The following is a 21,585-nucleotide window of genomic DNA, read 5'->3' as shown; positions in this document are numbered from 1 at the left end:
CCTAGTGCGCTCGGGGACGGAACCGTGCCGCTTTCCCCGCGCGGTGTCCGGCCGGACGACGTCGTCGCCCGCGCGAGCAGCCCATCCCGGCGGGATCACCGGCGCGACCGATCCCGTCCACGCAAGACGGTGAGCAGGCACATCCGGACCTGCTCACCCAGGAGAGACCCATGTCGACCCACTCCGCCGCCGGACCGGTGGCGCCCGCTTCTCCGCACCCGTCAGCCCACCCGACCGCGCCTCCCCTCGACGAGCCGCGCCGGCCGTGGACCGTCTTCGGTCTGATGATCGCCGCGCAGGTGATGGTGATCCTCGACGTCTCCGTGGTGAACGTCGCTCTGCCGTCGATCAGCCGCGGCCTGCACCTCTCGGCCGCGGACTACCAGTGGACCGTCAGCGCCTACGTGCTGCTCTCCGGTGGTCTGTTGCTGCTCGGCGGCCGGATCGCGGACCTGCTCAACCGCCGGGGGGCGTTCCTCAGTGGCGTCGGTCTGTTCACCGCCGCCTCCCTGGCCAGCGCGCTCGCCCAGGCCCCGTGGATGCTGATCGTCTCCCGCGCCGCACAAGGAGCCGGCGCTGCGCTGCTCACCCCCGCGGCGCTGTCGATCATCATGACCGTCTACGCCGGCAAGCAGCGGCAGACGGCCCTGGGCGTGTGGGGCACCGTGGGCAGCTTGGGCATCGCCGCCGGCGTGCTCTTCGGCGGGGCGCTGACCAGCGCGCTGGGCTGGCGGGCCGTGTTCTTCATCAACGTGCCGATCGGCGTCGCCGTCGTCCTCGGCACCCTGCGCGCCGTGGCGCGAGGCGCCTCCCAGACGGGTGCGCTGCGCCGCCTGGACGTGCCGGGCGCGCTCACTCTGGTGGGCGGGCTGCTGGCCCTGGTGTTCGGCATCGAGGCCACCCGCTCGGCCGGCTGGGCGGCGCCCCGCACCTGGGCCGCGCTGGCCGCCGCCACGGTGCTGCTGACCCTGTTCGCCCGGCTCGAGCGCCGGGCCGCGGATCCCCTCGTGCCTCCGGCGACGTGGCGCATCCGGTCGCTGGTCTCCGCCTCGGCGGTCATGGCCGGCGTGACCGGTGTGGTGGTCGGCGCCATCTTCCTGACCTCGCTGTACCTGCAGGACATCGTCGGCGCCTCGCCGGTCGTGGCCGGCCTGCAGTTCCTGCCGCTGGCCGCCGCGATCACCCTCGCCGCCGCCGTTGCGTCGAAGGTCATCGGCCGGGTCGGCGCCCGCACGCTGATCCTCGGCGGCCTGGTCGTCATGGCCGGCGGCGTGCTCCTGCTGGCCGTGAACGCCGGCGGCACCTCCTACGCCGCCGACGTGCTGCCCGGGTTCCTGCTGGTCGGTGCGGGCGTCGGGCCGATGTTCGTGGCGATCGCGGTCGCCGCGATGAGCGACGTGCCGGGCGAGAGCTCTGGTGTCGCGAGCGGGCTGATGATGACCGGACACGAGATCGGCGCCGCCCTCGGCGTCGCCGGGCTCACCGCCGTCGCCGGGGACCTCGCCACCTCCGCCGGCCTGATCAACGGCTACGGCCGCGCCTTCGCCGCCACCGCCGGCGTCCTGGTCGCGCTGTTCGTCCTCACCGCACTCGCCGTGCCCGGTGGCCGGCCGACTGCCGGGGCCGCGGGCCACGGCCACGGCCACGGCCACTGAGCACTCCCCGGCGATCCCGGTGGAGATCCCGGCGATCTTCCCGGTGAGAGCGATCCACCTCCACGCCGACTCTCGTCACCGACACCACCACCCCGAGGAGTTCCTGTGCTGTCCAACACGCCCCGCACATTCGTCGGCTCGACCACCTTCACCGTCACCGGCATGACCTGCGCGCACTGCCAGCGGGCGGTCACCGAGGAGATCTCCGGCGTGGCCGGCGTCGAGTCGGTCACCGTCGACCTGGCCACCGGCACGGTGACGGTGACCGCCTCCGCACCGCTGGACCGCGCCGACATCGCCGCCGCGGTCGACGAGGCCGGCTACTCCCTCGTCCCGTGATGGCCCTGCGGTGGCGGGAGGCGACCGGCCCGTCCCGCCGCCGCCCGGGCCGGTCCTGACGCCCGGCCCTCCGTCCTCCACCACCGAGCCCGCCCCACGGAAGGGACGCACCGCCGTGAACCTGCTCTACGAGGAGCTCTTCCGGGCCCGCCAGGCCGAACTGCTCCACGACGCCCGCACCCACCGGTTCGCCCGGCCGGCCGCGCGCCGCCGTCCGCGCCGCCGCCGCAGCGGCTGACGTCCGCCGCCCCACCCCGCGAGGAGCTCCCCGATGACCGACGCCCCGACCACCGCCGCACCCGCCGTTCCGATCCGCCGGGCCACCCCGGCCGACGCCCCCGAGGTCGCCGCGATGGTGGCCGAGATCGCCGCACACGAGGACCAGACCGCACACGTGCACGTACAGGACGCCCAGTGGCGGGCGCTGCTCGAGCGCCCCGAGGTGATCGTGCTGCTGGCCGAGCGCCGCGGCGCGGCCGTCGGCTACGTCTCCGCTGTCCGGCAGCTGCACCTGTGGACCGGTGGCGACGTCCTGAACCTCGACGACCTCTACGTGCGCCCCGGCCACCGTGACGCCGGTGTCGGCCGTCAGCTGATGGCCGCGCTCGCGGGGCTGGCCGCGCCCGAGCAGTTGCTCATCCGTTGGGGCATGGAGGTCGACAACGTCGACGCGCAGAGGTTCTACCGCCGCCTAGGCGCGACCCTCCGGCACAAGGTCCTGGCCGCGTGGACCCCCGCGGCTTACGCGGACGCGGCCGCCCGGGGCTGACCGCGGTCCGGGGAACCCGGCGGTTTTCCCGGTCCGAGCCGGGAACCCGCGGCCGACCATCGGTCACCTCGCAGAACCTCGTTCGACCAGGAGATCCGCGATGACGACGACCGCGCCGCCCCCTGCGGCGACCGAGGCCACCGCCAGTTGCACCCTCGACATCGCCGGCATGACCTGTGCCTCCTGCGTCGGCCGGGTGGAGAAGGCGCTGAACCGGGTCGACGGCGTGGCCGCCGCTGAGGTCAACCTGGCCACCGAGGTCGCCACCGTCCGCTTCGACCCAGCACAGGTCGGGCTGGAGGAGTTGACCGCCGCGGTCACCCGCGCCGGCTACACCGCCACCCCGCGCCGGGAGACCCGGCCCGCCGACCAGGACGCCGGCCCCGAGACGGCGACCGGAGGTCGCGACGACGAGACGCGGCTGACCTCGCTCCGGCGCAGGTGGCAGATCACGCTCGCGGTGGGCCTCGGGCTGATGGTGCTGATGTACGTGCCGCTGTACCTCGACACGATGGACTGGCTGATGCCGGCCGTCCTCGTGATCGCCACCGTGGTGCAGTTCTGGGCCGGCCGGGACGTTTACCGCGCGGCCTGGGCCGCCGCCCGGCACCGCTCGACGAACATGAACACCCTGGTGGCGCTGGGCACCGGCGTGGCCTACGGCTACAGCGCGTTCGTGACCCTGTGGCCGGCCGCCGCCGAGCGGTGGGGCCTGCCGCTGCACGTGTACTTCGAGACCTCGCTGGTGATCCTCGCCCTGGTCCTGGCTGGCCGGTGGATGGAGGCCCGGGCGAAGAAGCAGACCGCCGCGGCGATCACCGCCCTGGTCGGCCTCGCGCCGAAGACGGCCCGCGTGCTGCGCGACGGCGCCGAGGTCGACGTCCCGGTCGAGCGGGTCGTCGTGGGCGACCTGGTGCGGGTCCGGCCGGGGGAGAAGGTGCCGGTCGACGGCGTCGTCACCGACGGCGCCACCGCGGTCGACGAGAGCATGCTGACCGGGGAGAGCCTGCCGGTGGACAAGGCGGCCGGCGACCAGCTCATCGGCGCCACGATCAACCGCACCGGCACCGTGGTCTTCCGGGCGACCGCGGTCGGGACCGACACCGCGCTCGCGCAGATCGTCCGACTGGTGGAGGACGCGCAGGGCGCGAAGGTCCCGCTGCAGCGCCTCGCCGACCGGGCCTCGGCTTGGTTCGTCCCGATCGTGCTCGGGCTGGCCGCGGCCACCTTCCTCGCGTGGGCGCTGCTCGGCCCGGACCCCGGCCGGCTGACGATGGCGATCACCACGACGATCGCGGTGCTGATCATCGCCTGCCCGTGCGCGCTGGGCCTGGCCACGCCGACCGCGGTCATGGTCGGCACCGGCCGCGCCGCGGAGCTCGGCATCCTCATCGGCAACGGGGACGCGCTGGAGACCGCCCGCCGGGTCACCGCCGTCGTCCTCGACAAGACCGGCACGATCACGCGCGGCAGGCCGGCCCTCACCGGCATCACCCCCACCGGTGGGTGGACCGGGGACGACGTCCTGGCGCTGGTCGCCGCTGCCGAGACCGGCAGCGAGCACCCGGTCGGCGAGGCGATCGTCGCCGCCGCCACCGACCGCGGGCTGGTCCTGCCGGCGCTGCGCTCCTTCGACGCCGTGCCCGGCCACGGCATCGACGCCGGCGTCGGCGACCGGCACGTCCTGGTGGGCAACGCCGCGCTGATGGCCGCCCGCGGCGTCGACGTCACCCCGCTGCAGGCCGCCGCCGACGGCGAGGCCGCGGCCGGCCGCACGCCGATGTTCGTCGCGGTCGACCGTGCCGCGGCCGCGGTGCTCACGGTCGCCGACACGATCAAGCCCGAGTCGGGCGAGGCCGTGGCGCAGCTGGAAGCGCTCGGCATCCAGGTGTGGATGCTGACCGGTGACAACGCCGCCACGGCGCGGGCGATCGCCGGGCAGGTCGGCATCGACCACGTGCTCGCCGAGGTGCTGCCGGCGGACAAGGCGGCGCAGGTGCGCCGGCTGCAGGAGCAGGGCCACGTCGTGGCGATGGCCGGCGACGGCATCAACGACGCTGCCGCCCTCAGTGCGGCCGACGTGGGCATCGCCATCGGGACCGGCGCCGACGTCGCGATCGCCGCCTCCGACGTCACCCTCGTCGGCGGCGACCTGCGCGGCATCGTCTCAGCGATCGCCCTGTCCCGGCGCACCGTGACCACCATGAAGTCCGGGCTCGCCTGGGCCGGGATCTACAACCTGCTGCTCGTCCCGGTCGCCGCCGGCGCCCTGTACTGGTGGAACGGCCTGCTGCTGGACCCGGTGCTGGCGTCGGCGGCGATGGCGATGAGCTCGGTCAGCGTGGTCACCAACGCCTTGCGGCTGCGCCGGTTCCGGCGCCCGGCGACCGCCGGCGAGATCCTGCACCCGCCGCTGCGCGCCCGCATCGGTCAGTACGCCTACCTGGCCGGGATCGCGGTCGTCGCGCTGGCGCTGGGCACCGGGCTGACCGCGGTGAGCCGGATGGAGTTCGCCGAGCGTGGCATGAACGGCACGCTGGCCTGGATGCAGGGCACCGGCATGCCGATGCGCCCGGTGATGAGCGAGATGATGACCGCCGAGGTGCCACCCACCGAGGCCGCCGACGAGGGGGTGGAGGTCCGGCTCGAGCTGCCCGCGCGGGTGCGGCCTGGCGAGCCCACGCGGGTCGTCGCCACCATCGTCGATGCCTCCTCCGGCGAGCCGATCCAGGACCTCACGCGCAGCCATGAGGCGTGGATGCACCTCATCGCCACCCGCGAGGACCTGGGCACGTTCGCGCACGTCCACCCGGAGCCGACCGGCCGACCTGGGCAGCTCGCCGTCGACGTCACCTTTCCCACTCCGGGCCGGTACGTCGTCAACACCGAGTTCCGGCGGCAGGGCGACATGAGCGACGTCCACCAGCGGCAGGTGGTCACCGTGGCCGGCAGCGCGCCGGTGCCGGTGGTGCTGACCGCCGGCACGCGCACCGTGGTCGTCGACGGCGTCCGGGTCGAGCTGGATGGGGACACTGAGGTCGGAGGAGCCAGCGACCTGGCCTTCTCGCTCACCGACGCCGAAACGGGCCGGCCGCTCGACGACCTGCAGCCCTACCTCGCCGCCGCCGGCCACGTCGTGGTCATGCGGGCCGACGGGCAGACGTTCGCCCACGAGCACGCCGAGGTCCAGGACGCATCGGGCCGACCGGTCTTCGCCCTGCCCGGGCAGACGTTCGGACCCGAGCTCGACGTGCACGCCGAGTTCCCCACGGCCGGGACGTACCGGCTGTGGGCCCAGTTCCGGCTCGCCGACGGCGAGGTGATCACCGTGCCGTTCACCGTCCAGGCCACCTGAGCCCCCGCCCGGCAACCCCCGCACGCCTACATCGGCGTGCGGGGGTTGCCGCGCGACGACCGATCCGACGGGCCACAGGGCACCAGCGCAGACCGAGGAACGGATGACACTGCACGTACGTCCGGCCGGGCCCGACGACGTCCCGGCCGCCGCCGAAGTACTGGCCGATGCCTTCACCGACTACCCCTGGACCCGGTGGACGGTCGACGCCGACGACCACGCCCGGCGACTGTGCCAGCTGTTCCGGCTCGACCTGGGTTCCGTCGCCCTGCCGTATGGGCACGTGGACATCGGCACCACCTCCGAGGGCCTGGCGACCGTCGTCGTCTGGCTGCCCGGCGCCGCGGTCCCCGAGCACGTCTGGGCCGAGATCGGCTCTGCGACCGCTCAGCTGGCCGGCAGCCGGGCGGCCGCTGCGGCCGCGGCCGAGGCGGTGCTGGCGCCGCATCGGCCGACCGAGGAGCACGTGCTCTTGGCCAGCGTCGGCGTCGTGCGGCACCAGCAGGGGCATGGCTTGGGGACGGCGGCCCTGGCTCCCGGCCTGGACCGCGCCGACCGCAACGGCTCGCCGGTGTGCCTGGAGACCAGTGCCGAGGCCAATGTCCGCTTCTACCGACGCCTCGGCTTCACGGTGACCTGCGTCGTCGACCTACCGGACGATGGTCCGCGCACCTGGCTCATGCGCCGCGAACCCTGCCGGACGGACACCTGACGCGCATCAGGGCGCACGGATGCCGTTGAGTTCACCACCCTGTCGCAGGAGACGTCGCCGGACGTCTACGGCGCCTACGGCCGGTGACCGCCCCTGTGGCGCCTCATGGGCCTGTCCTCCACCACCCAACGATGCTCGGAGGCATCACCCTGGCCATCCACGCTGCCCTCGTCACTGTCGCTGCCTGGCTCAACTCCCGCGGGACATCAGGTGAGCGGACGCGACGTCCTCGCTGGATGCGCGCCCGCCCGCTGAGCTCGGCGTACGCAGCCGGTGTATGTCTCGCCGCTTCAGGCGTCATCGTCGTCGAGCGGAGTACGGGTCAGCTCGATGAGTCGGCGAAGGCAGTGCTCTCGTAGGGCGGCCGGGAAGCCGTCCGCCAGGCGGTAATAGGCGACGCGGCCGGCCTTCCGCCGGCTCACGAGGCCGGCGCTGCGTAGCACCCGCAGCCCGTAGCCGGCCTGGTCCTCGCTCACGTCCAGCGCCATCGCCAGGTCCCCGACGCAGAGCTCCTCGGCGATGTCGAGGGCGTAGAGCAGCCGGGCGCGCACGGGGTCTGCGAGCAGGCCGAGCAGGGAGGTCATCCGCTCGGCATCGGCCGCGGACGGCAGCCGGGAACGCGCTGCGGCCACCCGGGCGGGGTCGACCGGGTGGTCGTGGTTCAACTCGCGCACGGTGGTTTCGTACCCCAGCACATTGAGGTGACATCCGTACGGGTATGCGGGAGTTATCGGCGGGATTCCCCTGGTGGCACCGGTCGCCGGCCGCCGACCCGAGGAGGCTCACATGACCGTCGCTGCTCAGATGCTCGACACGTACCCGAAGGACCTCGGCGGGATCGACAAGAGCAGGCTCACTGCTTGCATCGAGGCGTGCTTCGAATGCGCTCAGGCCTGCACCGCCTGCGCCGACGCCTGCTTGAGCGAGGACATGGTCGCCGAGCTGGCCAAGTGCATCCGCACCAACGCCGACTGCGCCGACGTCTGCGACGCGACCGGCCGGGTGCTGTCCCGGCACACCGGCTACGACGCCAACCTCACCCGGGCGGTGCTCGAGGCCTGCGCGGCGGCGTGCAAGGCGTGCGGCGACGAATGCGCCCAGCACGCGGAGATGCACGAGCACTGCCGGGTCTGCGCCGAGGCGTGCCGCCGGTGCGAGGCCGCCTGCCGGGACCTGATCGGCTCCCTCGGCTGACCGGTCACCGCGGCCCCGCCTCGACATCCGTCGAGGCGGGGCCGCGGCGCCCGGCGGATCAGCCGCTCAGTACATCGGTGAAGGTCTGCCCGCCGTCGTCCGACTCGAGGACGGCGCCGGCGGTGACCACGGCGATCCGCAGCCTGTGGTCGGTTGGCGTCGCGGCCACCGCTTGCGGTGGGGATCCGAACTGCGTACCTGGCTGCCAGGTGTGGGGCACCGAAGCCCGGCCTGCCCAGCCGATGGCGGCCGGACAGCGAGCGTGGCCACGGCAGCCGGGGGCGACGCTCTCATCGGGGCCGAGGCTGGCGCTCCCGGGCTACCCGCGGTTCGGCAGCTGCTCCGCGGCGGTGTGCAGGTCCTCGGCGCTGAGTGGCCCCCACGCGTTCTGGATGTCGTCCAGTGCGCGGCGCAGAGCGGCCAGCCGCAGCCCGCGCGCGGCCGCGCCCGGCCCGGCGCCGTGTGGCTGCTTGTGTTGCGTCCTCTGCGGCGGCCGGGTGTGGCGGGGGCCGTCGGTAGTCAGCCAGGCCGGCGCAAGCTCAGGTTCGTTGAGGATCACCGGCTCCTCCGAGGCGGGCTCGTCGTCCCACAGCGACCGCGCCCAGCGCCGCGCCTCTTCAATCAGCTCCGTCGCCGTCTCCAGCAGCTCCCGCTGCCGGACCACGACCTCCTCGGCGGTTCGCAGCGATGCCCGCGTCTCGCCCAGACGACGTTCCAACTCGTGCAGCGCGGCCAGCCCGTCATGGAGCAGGTCCTCGCGGTCTGCCGTGGTCATGTCGGCCAGTTGGCCCAGCACCGTGCGGAGGCGGTCGGCCGGGAGCTGGTGCGGCGCGGTCACGGCTGTCCCGTCGCGGGGAGCAGCCAGTCCGGTGGTGGCCCGAGCCCGGTGCGCGCGGAACGCCGAACGTGTCAGCCAACAGCGAGGCCCAGCTGCGTGCCTCGCGCAGCGCCGCTGTGAGCTGCTCGTGGCGGGCGTGCGCCTCGGCCAGATCGGCGGCCTGCCGGCGGGCCAGGGCGCGCAGCTCCTCGACGTCGTCGACGCCGGCTCGGGCGTGAGCGAGCGCGGCTTCCAGTTGGGGGATCTCCCAGGCGCGGGCCAACAGTGCGGCGATCGGGTGATCGGGGCGGAAGCCGAGGCCGTCCCCCAGGTCGACGGTGCCCCAGCCGGCGTCGTGCAGCAGGACTGGTCGGCCGTCGGCGCCGATCAGGCCCCAGCCGCGCGGTCCGGCGTCGGTGCGGGCGGCGTGGTCGTCATCGCGCCCGGCGACCGGATGACGTCGCCGCTCCAGGGCACCGGGAGTGACGCGCTCCCACCGCCAGGGGCCGGGAGGCGGCTCGGGCGGGTCCACGGTGGCCATGCCGGTGATCTTGGCGGTGGGGTGCGACAAGTAGCGGCCGGTGCGCCGGGCACCCGGGGTGGCGGCGGCGGGGCCGTGACGGCCCGGCCGCGGGTTCCGGCGCCGACCGGCCCGGGAGGGGGCACGCGCGCGTTGGCCGGCGCCGACACCCTGCCGACGGTCGTGCAGCAGGGTGCTGCAGCACGACCGTGCGCCGCCAGCCGGTCCTGGTGCTGGGCTGGCGACGGTCCACCAACAGCGCGTTGGGAATCACCGAGCGGGCGGAGGCGAGCCCGACCGGTCCGCCTCGGCGACGGTCACCGGTCGCGGCGGGCCCGGCCTCCGGGCTGGACGTGCCGGGCGAGTTGGTCGACCCGCTGCCGGCTCATGCCCAGCTCCGCGGCGAGCGCCCGGTTGCTCGGCCGCGGCCGGGCATGCAGTAGCTCGACCATGTCGCGGTCGCGTTAGGCGGTCACCGCCAGCACCTGCTCGGCCAGCGCTGCGAGCAGTTCGCCGTGGGCGCGCATCCGCTCATGCGCCTGGGCAGCGCTCCGTTCCCGGCTTGCGCCTGCTGCACCGTGGCGGCCACCGCCCCGGCAGCGACGTCGCGGTCGTCGGCGTGTTGCTGGGGGTGACCTCCGGTTCGATCTGAGCTGGTGCTGGCCGCTCGGCTGGTGTTGGAGTCGCTGTGTGGGGCGGCCGCCGAGGGCGCTAACGCCACGTAGCCCTACACCCGTCGCAGGAGTTGCCGTCGACGAGGAGCACTCGGCCGTCTCGGGGCAGTTGAGCGGGGTTGCGGTAGGCGGCGCTGTGCACCTGCGGGGTGTCCGGGTCCAGGCCGTCGGCAGTCGGCCGGCCCAGTCCGAGGGCTCGCGGCGTCGAGATCACTGTCCGGCGTCACCGGCATGATCGTTCCCGTATCCCGAGGTCCCGGACGGTGGACCTGGAAACGAACTACCACGGGGGTGTGCAGATGCGTAGGCAGGGGCTTGCGACCTGCGGAAACGGTCGAGGTTCAACAGCGAGAGCGGTGGTTCGGCCGGTCCCCCCGCTACTAAGGCACAGGGGCCCTCACAGTGACTGTGAGGGCCCCTGTCGTATGCGCAAGGATCCGCGAGCAGTCGCATGGAGACGTCGGTCACCTGCGGCCCGACGCCGGCGCGGTCCCCGACCGGGACGAAGCCGAGCCCTGAGCTCCGGCAGGTCTGCAATGACAGACCGAGGAAGTACAGGCAGGGGACGTCAGTGACGCCCGCTTCGTGCCGGACCTGTCCATCGTCGACGACACCGGGCACGTGCAGCCAGTGGTAGTCGCTGCGGTAGCCAGTGGCCCACACGACGGCGGACACTTCGGCGGTGCCGCCGTCGGTGAAGGAGGCTGCGCAGCCGGCGGGCAATGCGGCTGTGCGACGGAACGGTCAAGAGTCCCGACCGGGTCAGCCACAGGAACAGGTCGCGGCCCAAGATCCGCTGAGGCAGCTCCAGCGGCCGGAGCCGACCGCGACGGTGCCCGGCTGAGTGGCGGCGAGCTCGGCCGCGATCTGCAGGCCGGAGTTGCCGGCGCCGACGACGAGCACGCGGCCGGCGCCGAGCACCTGGGTCGGATTGCGGTAGTCCGCGCTGTGCAGGTGGAACACGTCCCGCGGCAGCTGGCGGGCCAGCGCAGGGACGACCGGCGTCTGGAACGGTCCAGTGGCCACGACTACCTGTCGGGCGTCCACGGATGCCGTTGAGCCAGCCGCTGACGCAGCGCTTCGTTCATCGCGGCGGAACCCGCTTCCGTGCGCTACATGAGACCGCCCGCGAGGGGCACCAGGAGGCCACGGAAGGTTTCGCTCTGGGTCAGCAGGGTGCGGTTGTCGGGCAGCGGCTCGAGGGTGAAGGAGTGCGCCCCGTCGAACAGTCCGGGCAGGAGGAGGTGGCCGAGCCACGCCAGGTGGTGTGCCGGGTCGACGTGGGTGACTGTGGGACGGAAGGTCATCGGCTTGCCGCCGGGCGGAGCGATGCGGACCTCGATCCGCCGGCCGACCTCCTGGGCGCCGTCCATCTTGGTGATGAACGGGTTCCAGTCGGCGTGTGCGCGGCCGTCGGTCAGCACCTCCCACACCTGCTGTGGGGTGGCGTCGAGTTCGACGCTGCGGGTGATGGTGCGCATGCTGGGCCTCCGGTGGGGATGCGGTGGGTCGGGTTGGAACGGCGGTGGTTGCGCGTCCTGCATCCCAGCTCGGCTCGGTGTCCGGGGTGGCGGCCGACCGTCCCGGCACCCCGCTCCCCGAGACCGACGCGGGGCCCCGGTGGGCCGACCGGGCCCTGCGTCGATGGGGGAGGGACGCGGCCCGAAGCCGCGCGGGCGTGCCGTGCGGCAGCGGCCGTGGTCGGCTCGCTATCGGACGAGTTCCGAGCCCCGCTCGTCGAGTTGGGGGTGACCGGTCCTGGGGGCGGGAATTCCGGCCTCGGTGTTCGGTCGCGCCCACACAGGGGAGGCGGGGTTGAAGCCCTTGACGAGCAGCCAGATCCCGACGGAGAGCTCGAAGGCAGCGACCGGGATCACGGCGAGCCCGGCGAGGAGCGCCACCCGGTCGTAGACCCCGAAGAAGATGGCGATGTCGGAGGCGAGCAGCAGCGGGGCGCCGACGAACGCGACGATCGGGAGGATGCGCGGTACCAGGCGGGACCTGAAGAGCAGGTAGCCCAGGAGAAGGTCGCAGAAGACGGGCATGAGGCTCTGCGAGAGCAGGAACGTCCGGTCGTAGGCCGCGAGCAGGGTGTGCCCGGTTGTGGTCAGGGAGGCGTTGTCCGCGCCGGCGGTTCCGGCGACGTCGGTGCGCAGGGTGATGATCGTGAGCAGGCTCGTGACGCTGACGAAGATGAGCGTGGTCTCCACGAGTCGGGCGGCGACCAGGCCGAGGGCGGCGGACTCGTTCTGCCGCTTGAGCACGGGGAACAGCACGAGCGCGGTGCTGATGCCGGCAACGCCGACGATCACCTCGGTGAGGGCGCCCCAGAGCACGCCGGTTTGGCTTCCGGCTCCCAGGATGAAGTCGGCGTGATCGCGGATGGGGTTGTAGAGCCCGAGGGTGGGGATCGAGACGAAGGTGAGCAGGTAGAGCGCGCCGGCGAGGCGGGCTCGGCCCCTCATCGGGTTCCTCGCGGCTGGTGCGGCGGCCGGGGTGTGCGCGGTGGCGGTCATGGTCACCTTCGAAAGTGGTGGTGCGCGGTGTGCAGGCGGCTCGTGCCGCTGCTGGCGAACGCCGTGCGGTGGGTCAGGTCGGGAGTCATGCGGACGTGACCGATGAGATGACCTCGCCCTGCCTCTACTTGACTTCGGACCTCATGACCAGACGGAGGCCGATCAGCAGGGGGATGAGCAGCCACGTGATGCCGGTGACGGCGATGTGGGCCCATTCCTGGCCGGTCAGGGCGTGGGCGAAGAGGAACAGTCCGGCTTGGGCGAACTGGATGTCGACCCAGGGCTGCAGGGTGTGGAACCACTGCTGTGAGTTGGCCAGCAGTCCGAACACGGTGGGGATGAGGAAGGTCAGCACGAAGTAGGCCACGACCGCACCGATCGAGGCCCGGAAGAGCACTCCGAGCATGAAGCCGGTGAGCAGGCTCAGCACCATTCCCAGGACGTAGTACAGGCACTGGGTCACATTCACGTCCCAGACGAGGGCCGTACCTCTGATGGCGGCGCCGGCCAGGTTCCCGAGGGCGCCGACCGCGAACGCCAGCACCATGGCGGCGATGGCGATGCCGACTGAGGAGATGGCCTTGGCGGTGATGATGCGGCTGCGGTGTGGGACCAGGGTGAACGTGGTGAGTCCGGTGCGTTGGCTCCACTCGCTGGTGACCGCCAGGATGGCGATCAGCGGCAGGATGATGACGACCGGGAACCGGATGGCGGTCGCGAAGGTCGAGTAGGTGAGGCCCCCGTCGGGTGCCCACAGGATGACGCCGCCCGCGGCCAGCAGTGAGGTGATCGCGATGCTGGCGATCAGCCAGAACCCCGAGCGGGTGTCGAACATCTTGCGGAGCTCGACCGCGATGATCCGGGTCAGGGGGATCGGTTTGACGGTCGCGCGAGGGATGCCGACCCGGCCTGCTGTGATGGCGGTCATGCCGGGGCTCCTTCGCGTTGGGTGCCGGCGGTGAGCTGAAGGAACGTGTCTTCGAGACCGGCGCTGGAGGCGGCCCGGAGCTCGGTGAGCGGGATGCCGGCGTCGAAGGCGACCTGCCCGACCAGGGCGGCGGCAGCATCGGTGTGCAGCGTCGAGCCGTCGGAGGTGGTGGCGGTCAGCCCGCGCTGGGTGAGGGCGAGCTCTAGCGCGAGGAGGTCGGCGGCACCGACGACGGTGCCGGCCTGGTGGAGTAGGTCGGTCTTGGCGCCCATCGAGACAATGCGGCCGAGCCCGATCATGACGATGTCGTCGGCGATGACCTCGATCTCGTGGAGCAGGTGCGAGGACAGCAGGACCGTGCCGCCGCGGTTGGCGTAGCCGCGGAGCAGGTCACGCATCCACCGGATCCCGGCCGGGTCCAGGCCGTTGGCGGGCTCGTCGAGGATCAGCACTTCGGGGTCACCGATCAAGGCGGTCGCGATCCCAAGCCGTTGACGCATCCCGAGGGAGTACTCGCCGACCCGACGCGACGCCTCGGTCGGGGTGAGACTGACGATCTCCAGCATCTCCTCGACGCGGGCCCGGGGCAGTCCGAGGAACTGCTGGGCCAGGGTGAGGATCTCCCGGCCGGTGCGGCCGGCGTGCTGGGCCGAGGCGTCCAGCAGGACGCCGACCTCGAGTCCCGGGTTGGGCAGGTCCGCGTAGCGGCGCCCGGCGATGGTGGCGCTCCCGGCGTCGGGCCGGGTGAGCCCGACCATGATCCGCAGGGTGGTCGACTTCCCGGCCCCGTTCGGTCCCAGAAACCCGGTGACCCGGCCCGGGGAGGCGGTGAAGCTGACGTCGTCGACGGCGAGGGTGCTGCCGTACTGCTTGGTGAGCTTTTCGATGGTGATCATGTGCCAACTCGCTGACGTCGGGTTGATGGGCGGTGTGGGGGTCGGCCGAGTGCCGCTGGGTGGGTCAGCCGGTCGCGGTGAGCCCGGCCGGTTCGGCGCTGACCTGCCAGAGCCGCGCAGCCACGGCCTCGTCGTAGCTGCCCGGGGAGGACCTCGTGGCTGTGCTGCTGACGAAGTACCGGCCGCTCACCTGTGCCAGCTCAGGGGACGAGGTCAGATGAATGGAGGTGACCGCCCCTCGGGCCGTCGACTTCATGAACGGCCGCAGCAGCGGGACGAAGATGCGTTGGGTGCCTGCGGGGTCTTCGGCGCCGAAGCCGGTGCGCACCATGCCCGGGTGCAGGGCGTTGGCGGTGACGGCGAAGCCCTCCAGTCGCCTGGCCAGCTCGTAGCTGAACAGGACGTTGGCGAGCTTGGACTGGTTGTAGGCCCGAGCGCCGGAGTAGCTGCGTTCGCCCTGCAGGTCGTCGAAGTCGATGCGGCCCAGCTTGTGGGCGTTGGAGGCGACGCTGACCACGCGGGCCGGGGCGCTGTCCTTGAGCCGGTCGAGGAGCAGGTTGGTGAGCAGGAACGGCGCGAGATGGTTGAGGGCGAAGGTGCGCTCGAGCCCGTCCGCGGTGAGGTGTCGGGTGTTCCAGTAGCCCCCGACGTTGTTGACCAGCGCGTCGATGCGGGGCAGGCGCCCGAGCACCTCGCCGGCCACCCGCCGCACCTCGGACTGGGCGGACAGGTCGGCAATGAACGCGTCCACCGGTCCGCCGCCGGCGGCACGGATCTCGCGGACGGCGTCCTCAGTCCGCTGGGGGTCGCGGCCGGTGACAGCGACGTGCGCGCCGAGCGCGGCCAGGCCGAGGGCCGTCGCCTTGCCGATGCCTCCAGTACCGCCGGTGATCAGCACCGTCTTCCCGATCATCCGCCGTGACCGGTTCTCGGTCATGCCGCGCTGCCCGCGTCCGGAGTGGGGGTCGTGGTGGGGGCGATGGAGACGACGAGCTTGCCGCGGGCGCGCCCGTCGAGCAGGTGACGGATGGCTGCGGCGACGCCGGTCAGCGGGTAGGTCCGGTCGACGGCGGGGGTGATCGAGCCGGCCTCGAGAAGCTCGCACAGGGCGTCGAGGTCAGCGGCGTTCTCCGACGCGAGGAAGGTGCCGAGCTTCTGGCCGATGAACGCCGAGAGCAGCGTGGCCCGGATCTGGCGGTCGCTGCCACCCAGCCACCGTCCGTCGGTCTCGCCGCCGACGATGACCAGCCGTCCGGTCGGGGTGAGCGCGCGGCGCAGCCGGGACAGCCGGCCGTTGCCGCCGGTGTCGAGGACGACGTCGTAGCGGTGCCTGCCGTCGGTGGCGTCCTCCCGGGTGTAGTCGAGAACGTGGTCGGCGCCCAACGCCCGGACCGTGTCGATCTTCGCCGTGCTGCACACGCCGGTGACCTCGGCCCCGAACGCCTTGGCGATCTGGACGGCGAAGCTGCCGACCCCACCGGAGGCGCCGATGACGAGCACCTGGTGGCCGGCCTGGACCTGTCCGTGGTCGCGGACGGCCTGCAGCGCGGTCAGTCCGGAGACGGGTACGGCGGCCGCCTGGTCGAAGGTGAGGTTCACCGGCTTGGCGGCCAGCTTGTCCGGTCGGGCGCGGGCGTACTCGGCGAAGGTGGCGTCGCCGACACCGAACACGGCCTCGCCCACTGCGAGGCGGGTCACAGCGGTCCCGATCGCCTCGACCGTTCCTGCCAGACTCCGTCCCGGGTTGGCGTACTTGGGACGGCGCACCCCGAAGCCGGCCAGCCGGATGGGGTAGGGCAGCCCGGCCAGGATGTGCCAGGTGCCGCGGTCGACGCTGGCGGCGTGGACCCGGACGAGGACCTCATCGTCCGTGATGGTGGGCCGCTCGATCTGTGCGACGCGGAGAAGTTCCTCGGGGGCGGGGCCGTAGCGGTCCTGGACGACCGACGTCATGGTCAGGCGGCCACCGGCTGTGCCGGGCGGGTCGGTGAGCGGGTTGGACTGCGTGGTCGCCATCGGGACCGTCTTCTCTCGTCGTTGACCGGGTCGTTCGGGAGGTGGCGCGCTGGAGGGCGAAGTCGCTGTGCCGCTGTGGTCGAGCCACGATGCTGGAACCGTCAGAACGGTTGCGGGTCCGGAAGAAGGGACGGATCAGTGGGCGCCCCGCCTGGTCTGGTGCCGGGGTGGAAGGCCGTCCCTAGCCGGCCGACAAGGTTGGCGCCCGATGGAATGTCGGCTAGGCGACCGGCGCCGGAGCCACCGGGCTGGGACCGCCCGGCACCCCGGAAGGTGGCGGGGCCGTGGGGACCGCCGGGGAGCCGGGGTCGGTGCCGCCCTGGTCGAGCCGGAACGGCGGATACCGGTCGGTCATCAGCGCGGCGTAGGCGGCCACCCGCAGCGCCCAGCGGTCCATGCCGAGGATGAAGTTGTACAGCGGGCGGGGGTAGCGGCCGGTGAACAGGACGACGATGCCGGCGATGAGCACGAGCAGCCCGACCAGCCCGCCGGCCGCCCACGCGTCGCTGCTGTGCTGCCCGTGCGCGCCGAACCACAGGCCGCCGCCGACGAAGACGCCGACGATCACGTACTGCGGGATGGCCAGCAGCCACCACTTGACCAGGACCAGTCCGCGGGACAACCGCTCGGGATAGGCGACGTCCAGGTGCGCCGGGTAGTCCGCCACCTCGTGCAACGTGAACGGTGGGTACCGGTCGGTGGCCAGCGCCCCGTAGCCGTAGTAGTGCACCCGCCAGGACCAGCGCAGCACGCCGACGTTGAAGTCGAACAGCGCCCGCGGGTAGCGGCCGGTGATGAGGATCGCGAAGAACGCGATGATGCCGACCACGTAGAACGCCAGCCACAGGAACAGCAGCACGACCAGGTGCGGCACCAGCAGCAGCCATTTGACCAGCCACAGCCCGCGGGAGACGGCTTCGGGCTCGGCGGCCCCGTCCACACGCACGGGGTAGGACGGGCGGTACTCGGTCATGACGACCTCTCCGCCCATCGGCTCGTGACTATCCCGGCGAACGCCGGAGTGCCGGTGGAGCGCCCCCGCTGCATGCGCACCTCACGACGTGAGGTGGCGTCGGGGACGCTCCTCGCGGCCGGAACGGGTGTCAAGGGGGGCAGCCGCGGCCCCGCATCCCCGGCCTGGACGGCGGTCACCGGATCCTCCCGCGCGAGATGGTCCGCCGGCTGGTGAGGCGGACCCGCAGCCGATGCAGCTGGGGCATCAGCCCGTAGATAACGATCGGCACCGCGACGGTGGCGAGCACGAAGGTGCGGAGCAGGGGTGGCAGCGTCGTCAGCCAGTCGCCCAGTGCCAGGTTGAGCACGGTGAGGGTGGGGAAGACGGCCAGCCAGATCATCAGCGCCAGCTGGTGCTTGCTCGGCGGTGCGATCGGCGCGGACGCGGGAATCGGGGAACGGTCGGACATGGGTGCTCCTGGGGTCGAGACGCTGGGGTGCGGGTCGGCGGGGTGGGTCTCAGACCACGGCGCCGGTGGTGAAGGCGTGCACGGCGGCGCGGACGTCCTCATCGACGAGGTCGCCGTTGATGGCGATGGCGGCCGCGGAACCTTCGCCGGCGGCGGTGATGACCTGGGCGCGCGGGTTGGCGACGTTGCCGGCGACCCAGACGCCGCCGACGCTGGTCGACCCGTGGGGACCGGTGGTGACCCAGCCGTTCTCGTCGAGGGCACAGCCCAGGCCGACCAGCAGGTCGTTGTTGGGGATGAACCGCGGCGGGACGAACAGCGCCGTCCGCGGGACGACGCGCCCGTCGTCGAGTTCGACGCCGCACAGCCGGTCGTCCTCGACCAGCACCTGCTTCACCGGGCCTTCGACGATCCCGATGGCCCGGGCCACCAGTTGCGCTCGCTCGGCGGCGGTGAGGCTGCCGGTCTGCGTGAAGAGGACGACGTCGTCGGCCCATTGGCGGACGATGTGGGTGTAGCGGACCGCGTCGGGTGAACCGCCGAGGACGCCGAGGGGCTGGTCCCGGACCTCGTAGCCGTGGCAGTACGGGCAGTGCAGCACGTCGCGCGCCCACCGGTCCCGCAATCCGGGGATGTCGGGCAGTTCGTCTCGCAGGCCGGTGATCACGAGCAGTCGGCGCGTCGAGATCCGCCGGCCGTCGGAGAGGAGTGCCCAGAACCCGGCGGTGCCGCACCGCACGAGCTCGCTGACGGTGCCGGGCAGGATCTCCCCGCCGTAGCCGGTCACCTCCGCCCGTCCGAGGGCCAGGAGGTCACTGGGCGGCAGGCCGTCGCGGGACAGGAATCCCTGCATGTGCGTGGCGGGGGCGTTGCGCGGCGCTCCGGCGTCGACCACGAGAACGCGGCGGCGGGCGCGGGTCAGCACCAGCGCTGCGGACAGCCCGGCCGCGCCGCCGCCGATGACCACTACGTCGTAATCGCTCATGCCGGAAGGCTGGCGGGGGCATCACCGGCGCGACAACAAACGTCCCTGTTTCCGGGAATCGCGGTGGGATGGGTGCGTGGACACCACGGCAATCGCGGCGGCGCTCGATCAGGTGGGGCCGCGGCTGAAACGGCTGCGCACCGGGCGGGGGGTGACGTTGACCGGTCTCGCGGCGACGACCGGCATCTCGAAGAGCACCCTGTCCCGGCTGGAGACCGGCCAGCGACGCCCGAGCCTGGAGCTGCTGCTCCCGCTCGCGCAGGCCTACCGCGTACCCCTGGACGACCTCGTGGGCGCGCCCGAGGTCGCCGACCCGCGCCTTCGCCTCAAGCCGCACCGAGCCCGCGGGCGGACCGTCATCCCGCTCACGCAGCAGCCCGGCGGCATCCAGGCCCGCAAGATCCTCATCCCCATCTCGACCGCCGAGCCCGAACTGCGCACCCATGAGGGCCACGAGTGGTTGTTCGTCCTGACCGGTCGCATGCGGCTCCTCCTCGGCGAGCAGGACCTTGTCCTCGGACGCGGTGAGGTGGCCGAGTTCGACACCCACGTGCCGCACTGGTTCGGCAGCACCGGGGCCCAGTCCGCGGAGGTCTTGAGCCTGTTCGGAGAACAGGGCGAGCGGATGCACGTCCGGGCCAAGGCGGGGCATGCGTAGCCACACTGACACGCCATTCCGTTTATCCACCCTGAGCTCAGCACTCGCTTGGGTCCGTGCAGCGTTGCCGGACCAAGCGGTGCGACGGCGCTCTCAACGACGACTCGAAGGCGGCCTGCTTCTCATCGCACGGGTCACGACATGGGGCGGCGGAGATGGAAGTCGGTCTGGCTGCGGTGGCCGTAGTGCCGGATGTGCAGCGTGTCGAAGTCGGCCAGGCCACGGATGGCGCGGTTGGCCTCGGCGTCATCGTCGACCTGGATCCATAGCGCCGAGCGGCCGTCGCGGGCGTAGCCGAAGTACAGGGCGATGGTCCCTTGGTCATCGGTGAGGGCACCGACGACGCGACGGGGCACGCTGCACTGGGCGCTGTAGAGGTCGTGGTCGGCCAGGATCTCCTGGCTGGTGTAGACACGCAGCTTGCGGTCGGCGAACCCGGCCGACCCCAGCGCGTCGACGGCCCGATCCGCCTCGTCCGCGTCGGTGAGGATGGCGACGAGGAAGCCCCGCGGGTTGAAGATCATCGGCCGGTCGGAGAGGTTCCGGTCGGTCATGCCCATCGGCCAGCCGGTCTCGTTCTCAGGCATCGCGGTACTCCGCGAGGGTGTCGGTGAGGGCCTGCTCGACGGGGGTGGCCTCGGCACCGAGCTTGTTGGAGATCTTGCTGCTGTCGACGATGAAGGGCTCGTCGAACTGGTACTGCATCTCGACCAGTTCGCGCATGGTCGCGTTGACCACGCCCAGGGCGCGTAGCAGTGGCGCGGGCATCGCGTGGACCTTGCCGCGGGAGCGCCCGGCCTGCCGGTAGACGATGTCCACCAGTTCGCGGGTGGTGCGGGTGTCGGGGTCGTTGGGCAGGTGCCACACCTGCCCTGGCGCGTCGGGGTGTTCGCCGAGGACGGCCAGGCCCTCGCCGATGTCGGGGATGTAGGTGTAGGTGTGCGGCTGGTCGGGGTCGCCGAGGACGGCGGCGGTCTTCCCGGCCAGTGCGGCTGGGAAGAGGCGGTCGCCGAGGTTGGACTGGGCGCCGCCGCGGGGGCCGAAGTAGTCCGAGGCGCGGCCGATCGCGACTTGGACGCGTCCGGCGTCGTGGGCGGCGAGTAGCTCGCGGGCCATCGCGCCGCGGAGCTGTCCCTTCTTGGTGTGCGCGTTGTAGGCGCGGTCCTCGGTGAGCGGACGCCCGGCGGGGCGCCCGTACATGTAGACGTTCTCCATGCTGACCAGCCGGGCGCCGGCGGCTTCGGCGGCCGCGAGCACGCCGGCCTGCAGCAGGGGGAACTGCGCGGTCCACTCCGGGTAGGGCGGGTTGAGCGTCTGGTAGACGACGTCGGCTCCGCGGGCGACCTCGGTGGTGAAGGCGGGGTCGCGGGCGTCGCCGGCGAGGACCTCGACGTCGTCAGGGACGCGGGCGGCGCCGGAGCGGTTGATCAGCCGAGCGGTCTTGCCGCGACGGCGCAGCGCGTCCAGGGTGGCCAGGCCGATCGCGCCGGTGCCGAAGATGACGTGTCGCGGTGCGGTGGTCATGCGCGTGCCTCGCTCGGTGTCGATGTCACGGGGGAGTCGGCCGCGGTGCGGTCGGGCAGGAGCCGGAGGAGGAGCATCCCGGAGAGGGCGGAGAAGGTGATCGCGCCGTAGGCGCCGAAGACGGTGAACTGGTTGTCGACGGCGATCCCGCCGAGGGTGGTGGTGGTCCAGCCCAGCGCCCACAGGGCGGGCATCGCGGCGGCCCATGTCCAGCGGTGGCGGGTTTTGGGGGGCAGGGCCAGGGCCTGCGCGGGCCCGAGGACGAGACCGGTGAGTGCGCCCATCAGCGCCAGGTCGGCCAGGGAGGTGCCGTAGCCGACGGTGACGGCGCCCGGGAGGAGCCCCATACCCATGCCGGTCGCGGTGGCCGGTGCCCACCGGCGGATGTCGAGTCGGCCCCGGCTGGCCAGTGTCTGTCCGACGCCGATGACCAGGCCGGCGACGGTGCCGCCGAGCAGCGCCGCGACGGGGCTGTCGACGCGGCCGGCAACCCCGGTTCCGGCCAGCCCGGCGAGCGGAAAGGCGAGGAACCCGGCGGTCCAGATCAGCCAGCTGCGCAGGTGTGACGGTCGGGTGGCTCGGGAGGCTTGGTTGGTGGTCATG

Annotated in this window: 24 protein-coding genes and 1 pseudogene; 8 read left to right on the top strand and 17 right to left on the bottom strand. The window is 72.6% G+C overall.

The window, feature by feature from the left end:
- Positions 1–170 precede the first annotated feature (170 nt).
- The 6 genes from ACWIZO_RS02080 (at position 171) to ACWIZO_RS02055 (ending at position 6,830) form a co-directional block, all read left to right on the top strand.
- Positions 171–1,655 (top strand): MFS transporter, encoded by a 1,485-nt coding sequence (locus ACWIZO_RS02080; protein ID WP_448640896.1) that lies wholly within the window; start codon positions 171–173, stop codon positions 1,653–1,655.
- A gap of 105 nt (positions 1,656–1,760) precedes the next feature.
- Complete coding sequence (locus ACWIZO_RS02075; RefSeq protein WP_448640895.1) at positions 1,761–1,994, top strand: heavy-metal-associated domain-containing protein; 234 nt, start codon at positions 1,761–1,763, stop codon at positions 1,992–1,994.
- Between the two features lie 115 nt (positions 1,995–2,109).
- Complete coding sequence (locus ACWIZO_RS02070; RefSeq protein ID WP_448640894.1) at positions 2,110–2,232, top strand: hypothetical protein; 123 nt, start codon at positions 2,110–2,112, stop codon at positions 2,230–2,232.
- Positions 2,233–2,265: 33 nt separating this feature from the next.
- On the top strand, positions 2,266–2,763 hold the full coding sequence (locus ACWIZO_RS02065) for an N-acetyltransferase family protein (RefSeq protein ID WP_448640893.1): 498 nt from the start codon (positions 2,266–2,268) through the stop codon (positions 2,761–2,763).
- 100 nt (positions 2,764–2,863) lie between these two features.
- Positions 2,864–6,118 carry a heavy metal translocating P-type ATPase gene (locus ACWIZO_RS02060; RefSeq protein ID WP_448640892.1) on the top strand — a complete coding sequence of 1,085 codons (3,255 nt, stop codon included), beginning with the start codon at positions 2,864–2,866 and terminating at the stop codon, positions 6,116–6,118.
- Between the two features lie 103 nt (positions 6,119–6,221).
- Entirely contained in the window at positions 6,222–6,830 is a 609-nt protein-coding gene (locus ACWIZO_RS02055) for a GNAT family N-acetyltransferase (protein WP_448640891.1), read from the top strand.
- 290 nt (positions 6,831–7,120) lie between these two features.
- Here the strand turns inward: ACWIZO_RS02055 and ACWIZO_RS02050 are convergent, their stop codons facing one another.
- On the bottom strand, positions 7,121–7,504 hold the full coding sequence (locus tag ACWIZO_RS02050; protein WP_448640890.1) for an ArsR/SmtB family transcription factor: 384 nt from the start codon (positions 7,502–7,504) through the stop codon (positions 7,121–7,123).
- 112 nt (positions 7,505–7,616) lie between these two features.
- Here ACWIZO_RS02050 and ACWIZO_RS02045 point away from each other — a divergent pair, with 112 nt between their 5' ends.
- Positions 7,617–8,024: a four-helix bundle copper-binding protein gene (locus ACWIZO_RS02045; RefSeq protein ID WP_448640889.1), complete on the top strand. Its 408-nt coding sequence runs from the start codon at positions 7,617–7,619 to the stop codon at positions 8,022–8,024.
- A gap of 319 nt (positions 8,025–8,343) precedes the next feature.
- Here the strand turns inward: ACWIZO_RS02045 and ACWIZO_RS02040 are convergent, their stop codons facing one another.
- The 13 genes and pseudogenes from ACWIZO_RS02040 to ACWIZO_RS01980 all read right to left on the bottom strand — a co-directional run bounded on the left by ACWIZO_RS02040 (position 8,344) and on the right by ACWIZO_RS01980 (position 18,800).
- Positions 8,344–8,799: a hypothetical protein gene (locus tag ACWIZO_RS02040; RefSeq protein ID WP_448640888.1), complete on the bottom strand. Its 456-nt coding sequence runs from the start codon at positions 8,797–8,799 to the stop codon at positions 8,344–8,346.
- The gene (locus ACWIZO_RS02035) at positions 8,765–9,382 is read right to left on the bottom strand and encodes a hypothetical protein (RefSeq protein ID WP_448640887.1); all 618 of its coding nucleotides are present in this window, start codon (positions 9,380–9,382) and stop codon (positions 8,765–8,767) included. Before ACWIZO_RS02035 ends, ACWIZO_RS02040 begins: the two co-directional genes overlap by 35 nt.
- Before the next feature lie 296 nt (positions 9,383–9,678).
- The gene (locus ACWIZO_RS02030) at positions 9,679–9,813 is read right to left on the bottom strand and encodes a hypothetical protein (protein WP_448640886.1); all 135 of its coding nucleotides are present in this window, start codon (positions 9,811–9,813) and stop codon (positions 9,679–9,681) included.
- Between the two features lie 984 nt (positions 9,814–10,797).
- Positions 10,798–11,094 (bottom strand): annotated as a pseudogene (locus ACWIZO_RS02025) (SidA/IucD/PvdA family monooxygenase); the annotation flags it as partial.
- A 53-nt stretch (positions 11,095–11,147) separates the two neighbouring features.
- On the bottom strand, positions 11,148–11,516 hold the full coding sequence (locus ACWIZO_RS02020) for an SRPBCC family protein (RefSeq protein ID WP_448640885.1): 369 nt from the start codon (positions 11,514–11,516) through the stop codon (positions 11,148–11,150).
- 228 nt (positions 11,517–11,744) lie between these two features.
- Positions 11,745–12,551, bottom strand: coding sequence for a DUF4386 domain-containing protein (locus tag ACWIZO_RS02015; RefSeq protein ID WP_448640884.1), 807 nt, complete (start codon positions 12,549–12,551; stop codon positions 11,745–11,747).
- A 124-nt stretch (positions 12,552–12,675) separates the two neighbouring features.
- The gene (locus tag ACWIZO_RS02010; RefSeq protein ID WP_448640883.1) at positions 12,676–13,479 is read right to left on the bottom strand and encodes an ABC transporter permease; all 804 of its coding nucleotides are present in this window, start codon (positions 13,477–13,479) and stop codon (positions 12,676–12,678) included.
- Positions 13,476–14,375: an ABC transporter ATP-binding protein gene (locus tag ACWIZO_RS02005; protein WP_448640882.1), complete on the bottom strand. Its 900-nt coding sequence runs from the start codon at positions 14,373–14,375 to the stop codon at positions 13,476–13,478. The genes ACWIZO_RS02010 and ACWIZO_RS02005 overlap by 4 nt, the downstream gene beginning before the upstream one ends.
- Before the next feature lie 64 nt (positions 14,376–14,439).
- The gene (locus ACWIZO_RS02000; RefSeq protein ID WP_448640881.1) at positions 14,440–15,312 is read right to left on the bottom strand and encodes an SDR family NAD(P)-dependent oxidoreductase; all 873 of its coding nucleotides are present in this window, start codon (positions 15,310–15,312) and stop codon (positions 14,440–14,442) included.
- Entirely contained in the window at positions 15,309–16,391 is a 1,083-nt protein-coding gene (locus ACWIZO_RS01995) for an NAD(P)-dependent alcohol dehydrogenase (RefSeq protein WP_448640880.1), read from the bottom strand. Before ACWIZO_RS01995 ends, ACWIZO_RS02000 begins: the two co-directional genes overlap by 4 nt.
- 220 nt (positions 16,392–16,611) lie before the next feature.
- A complete protein-coding gene (locus tag ACWIZO_RS01990) occupies positions 16,612–17,364 on the bottom strand; it encodes a DUF4389 domain-containing protein (RefSeq protein WP_448640879.1) in 753 nt (250 codons plus the stop codon).
- Positions 17,365–17,539: 175 nt separating this feature from the next.
- Positions 17,540–17,815, bottom strand: coding sequence for a hypothetical protein (locus ACWIZO_RS01985; RefSeq protein ID WP_448640878.1), 276 nt, complete (start codon positions 17,813–17,815; stop codon positions 17,540–17,542).
- Between the two features lie 49 nt (positions 17,816–17,864).
- Positions 17,865–18,800 carry an NAD(P)/FAD-dependent oxidoreductase gene (locus ACWIZO_RS01980; protein ID WP_448640877.1) on the bottom strand — a complete coding sequence of 312 codons (936 nt, stop codon included), beginning with the start codon at positions 18,798–18,800 and terminating at the stop codon, positions 17,865–17,867.
- Between the two features lie 76 nt (positions 18,801–18,876).
- Between ACWIZO_RS01980 and ACWIZO_RS01975 the strand changes: the two genes are divergently transcribed.
- Complete coding sequence (locus ACWIZO_RS01975; RefSeq protein ID WP_448640876.1) at positions 18,877–19,458, top strand: helix-turn-helix domain-containing protein; 582 nt, start codon at positions 18,877–18,879, stop codon at positions 19,456–19,458.
- A gap of 134 nt (positions 19,459–19,592) precedes the next feature.
- Here the strand turns inward: ACWIZO_RS01975 and ACWIZO_RS01970 are convergent, their stop codons facing one another.
- From ACWIZO_RS01970 to ACWIZO_RS01960, 3 genes are read right to left on the bottom strand one after another with little or no spacing between them, the layout of a single operon-like run.
- Complete coding sequence (locus ACWIZO_RS01970) at positions 19,593–20,045, bottom strand: hypothetical protein (RefSeq protein ID WP_448640875.1); 453 nt, start codon at positions 20,043–20,045, stop codon at positions 19,593–19,595.
- Positions 20,038–20,982, bottom strand: coding sequence for an NAD-dependent epimerase/dehydratase family protein (locus ACWIZO_RS01965; RefSeq protein ID WP_448640874.1), 945 nt, complete (start codon positions 20,980–20,982; stop codon positions 20,038–20,040). The genes ACWIZO_RS01970 and ACWIZO_RS01965 overlap by 8 nt, the downstream gene beginning before the upstream one ends.
- Positions 20,979–21,584: a hypothetical protein gene (locus ACWIZO_RS01960; RefSeq protein WP_448640873.1), complete on the bottom strand. Its 606-nt coding sequence runs from the start codon at positions 21,582–21,584 to the stop codon at positions 20,979–20,981. The genes ACWIZO_RS01965 and ACWIZO_RS01960 overlap by 4 nt, the downstream gene beginning before the upstream one ends.
- Position 21,585 lies beyond the last annotated feature (1 nt).

The organism is Geodermatophilus sp. URMC 63, from assembly GCF_053502565.1.
The sequence above is the reverse complement of the archived record's forward strand: the minus strand, read 5'-3'. Positions and strand labels throughout refer to the sequence as shown.

What these genes read in the sequence shown, in the direction of transcription:
- ACWIZO_RS02080 (WP_448640896.1), top strand. Translation starts at nt 171, where the DNA reads ATGTCGACCCACTCCGCCGCCGGACCGGTGGCGCCCGCTTCTCCGCAC.
- ACWIZO_RS02065 (WP_448640893.1), top strand. Translation starts at nt 2,266, where the DNA reads ATGACCGACGCCCCGACCACCGCCGCACCCGCCGTTCCGATCCGCCGG.
- ACWIZO_RS02060 (WP_448640892.1), top strand. Translation starts at nt 2,864, where the DNA reads ATGACGACGACCGCGCCGCCCCCTGCGGCGACCGAGGCCACCGCCAGT.
- ACWIZO_RS02055 (WP_448640891.1), top strand. Translation starts at nt 6,222, where the DNA reads ATGACACTGCACGTACGTCCGGCCGGGCCCGACGACGTCCCGGCCGCC.
- ACWIZO_RS02045 (WP_448640889.1), top strand. Translation starts at nt 7,617, where the DNA reads ATGACCGTCGCTGCTCAGATGCTCGACACGTACCCGAAGGACCTCGGC.
- ACWIZO_RS02040 (WP_448640888.1), bottom strand. Translation starts at nt 8,799, where the DNA reads ATGACCACGGCAGACCGCGAGGACCTGCTCCATGACGGGCTGGCCGCG.
- ACWIZO_RS02035 (WP_448640887.1), bottom strand. Translation starts at nt 9,382, where the DNA reads ATGGCCACCGTGGACCCGCCCGAGCCGCCTCCCGGCCCCTGGCGGTGG.
- ACWIZO_RS02030 (WP_448640886.1), bottom strand. Translation starts at nt 9,813, where the DNA reads ATGGTCGAGCTACTGCATGCCCGGCCGCGGCCGAGCAACCGGGCGCTC.
- ACWIZO_RS02020 (WP_448640885.1), bottom strand. Translation starts at nt 11,516, where the DNA reads ATGCGCACCATCACCCGCAGCGTCGAACTCGACGCCACCCCACAGCAG.
- ACWIZO_RS02015 (WP_448640884.1), bottom strand. Translation starts at nt 12,551, where the DNA reads ATGACCGCCACCGCGCACACCCCGGCCGCCGCACCAGCCGCGAGGAAC.
- ACWIZO_RS02010 (WP_448640883.1), bottom strand. Translation starts at nt 13,479, where the DNA reads ATGACCGCCATCACAGCAGGCCGGGTCGGCATCCCTCGCGCGACCGTC.
- ACWIZO_RS02005 (WP_448640882.1), bottom strand. Translation starts at nt 14,375, where the DNA reads ATGATCACCATCGAAAAGCTCACCAAGCAGTACGGCAGCACCCTCGCC.
- ACWIZO_RS02000 (WP_448640881.1), bottom strand. Translation starts at nt 15,312, where the DNA reads ATGACCGAGAACCGGTCACGGCGGATGATCGGGAAGACGGTGCTGATC.
- ACWIZO_RS01995 (WP_448640880.1), bottom strand. Translation starts at nt 16,391, where the DNA reads ATGGCGACCACGCAGTCCAACCCGCTCACCGACCCGCCCGGCACAGCC.
- ACWIZO_RS01990 (WP_448640879.1), bottom strand. Translation starts at nt 17,364, where the DNA reads ATGACCGAGTACCGCCCGTCCTACCCCGTGCGTGTGGACGGGGCCGCC.
- ACWIZO_RS01985 (WP_448640878.1), bottom strand. Translation starts at nt 17,815, where the DNA reads ATGTCCGACCGTTCCCCGATTCCCGCGTCCGCGCCGATCGCACCGCCG.
- ACWIZO_RS01980 (WP_448640877.1), bottom strand. Translation starts at nt 18,800, where the DNA reads ATGAGCGATTACGACGTAGTGGTCATCGGCGGCGGCGCGGCCGGGCTG.
- ACWIZO_RS01970 (WP_448640875.1), bottom strand. Translation starts at nt 20,045, where the DNA reads ATGCCTGAGAACGAGACCGGCTGGCCGATGGGCATGACCGACCGGAAC.
- ACWIZO_RS01965 (WP_448640874.1), bottom strand. Translation starts at nt 20,982, where the DNA reads ATGACCACCGCACCGCGACACGTCATCTTCGGCACCGGCGCGATCGGC.
- ACWIZO_RS01960 (WP_448640873.1), bottom strand. Translation starts at nt 21,584, where the DNA reads ATGACCACCAACCAAGCCTCCCGAGCCACCCGACCGTCACACCTGCGC.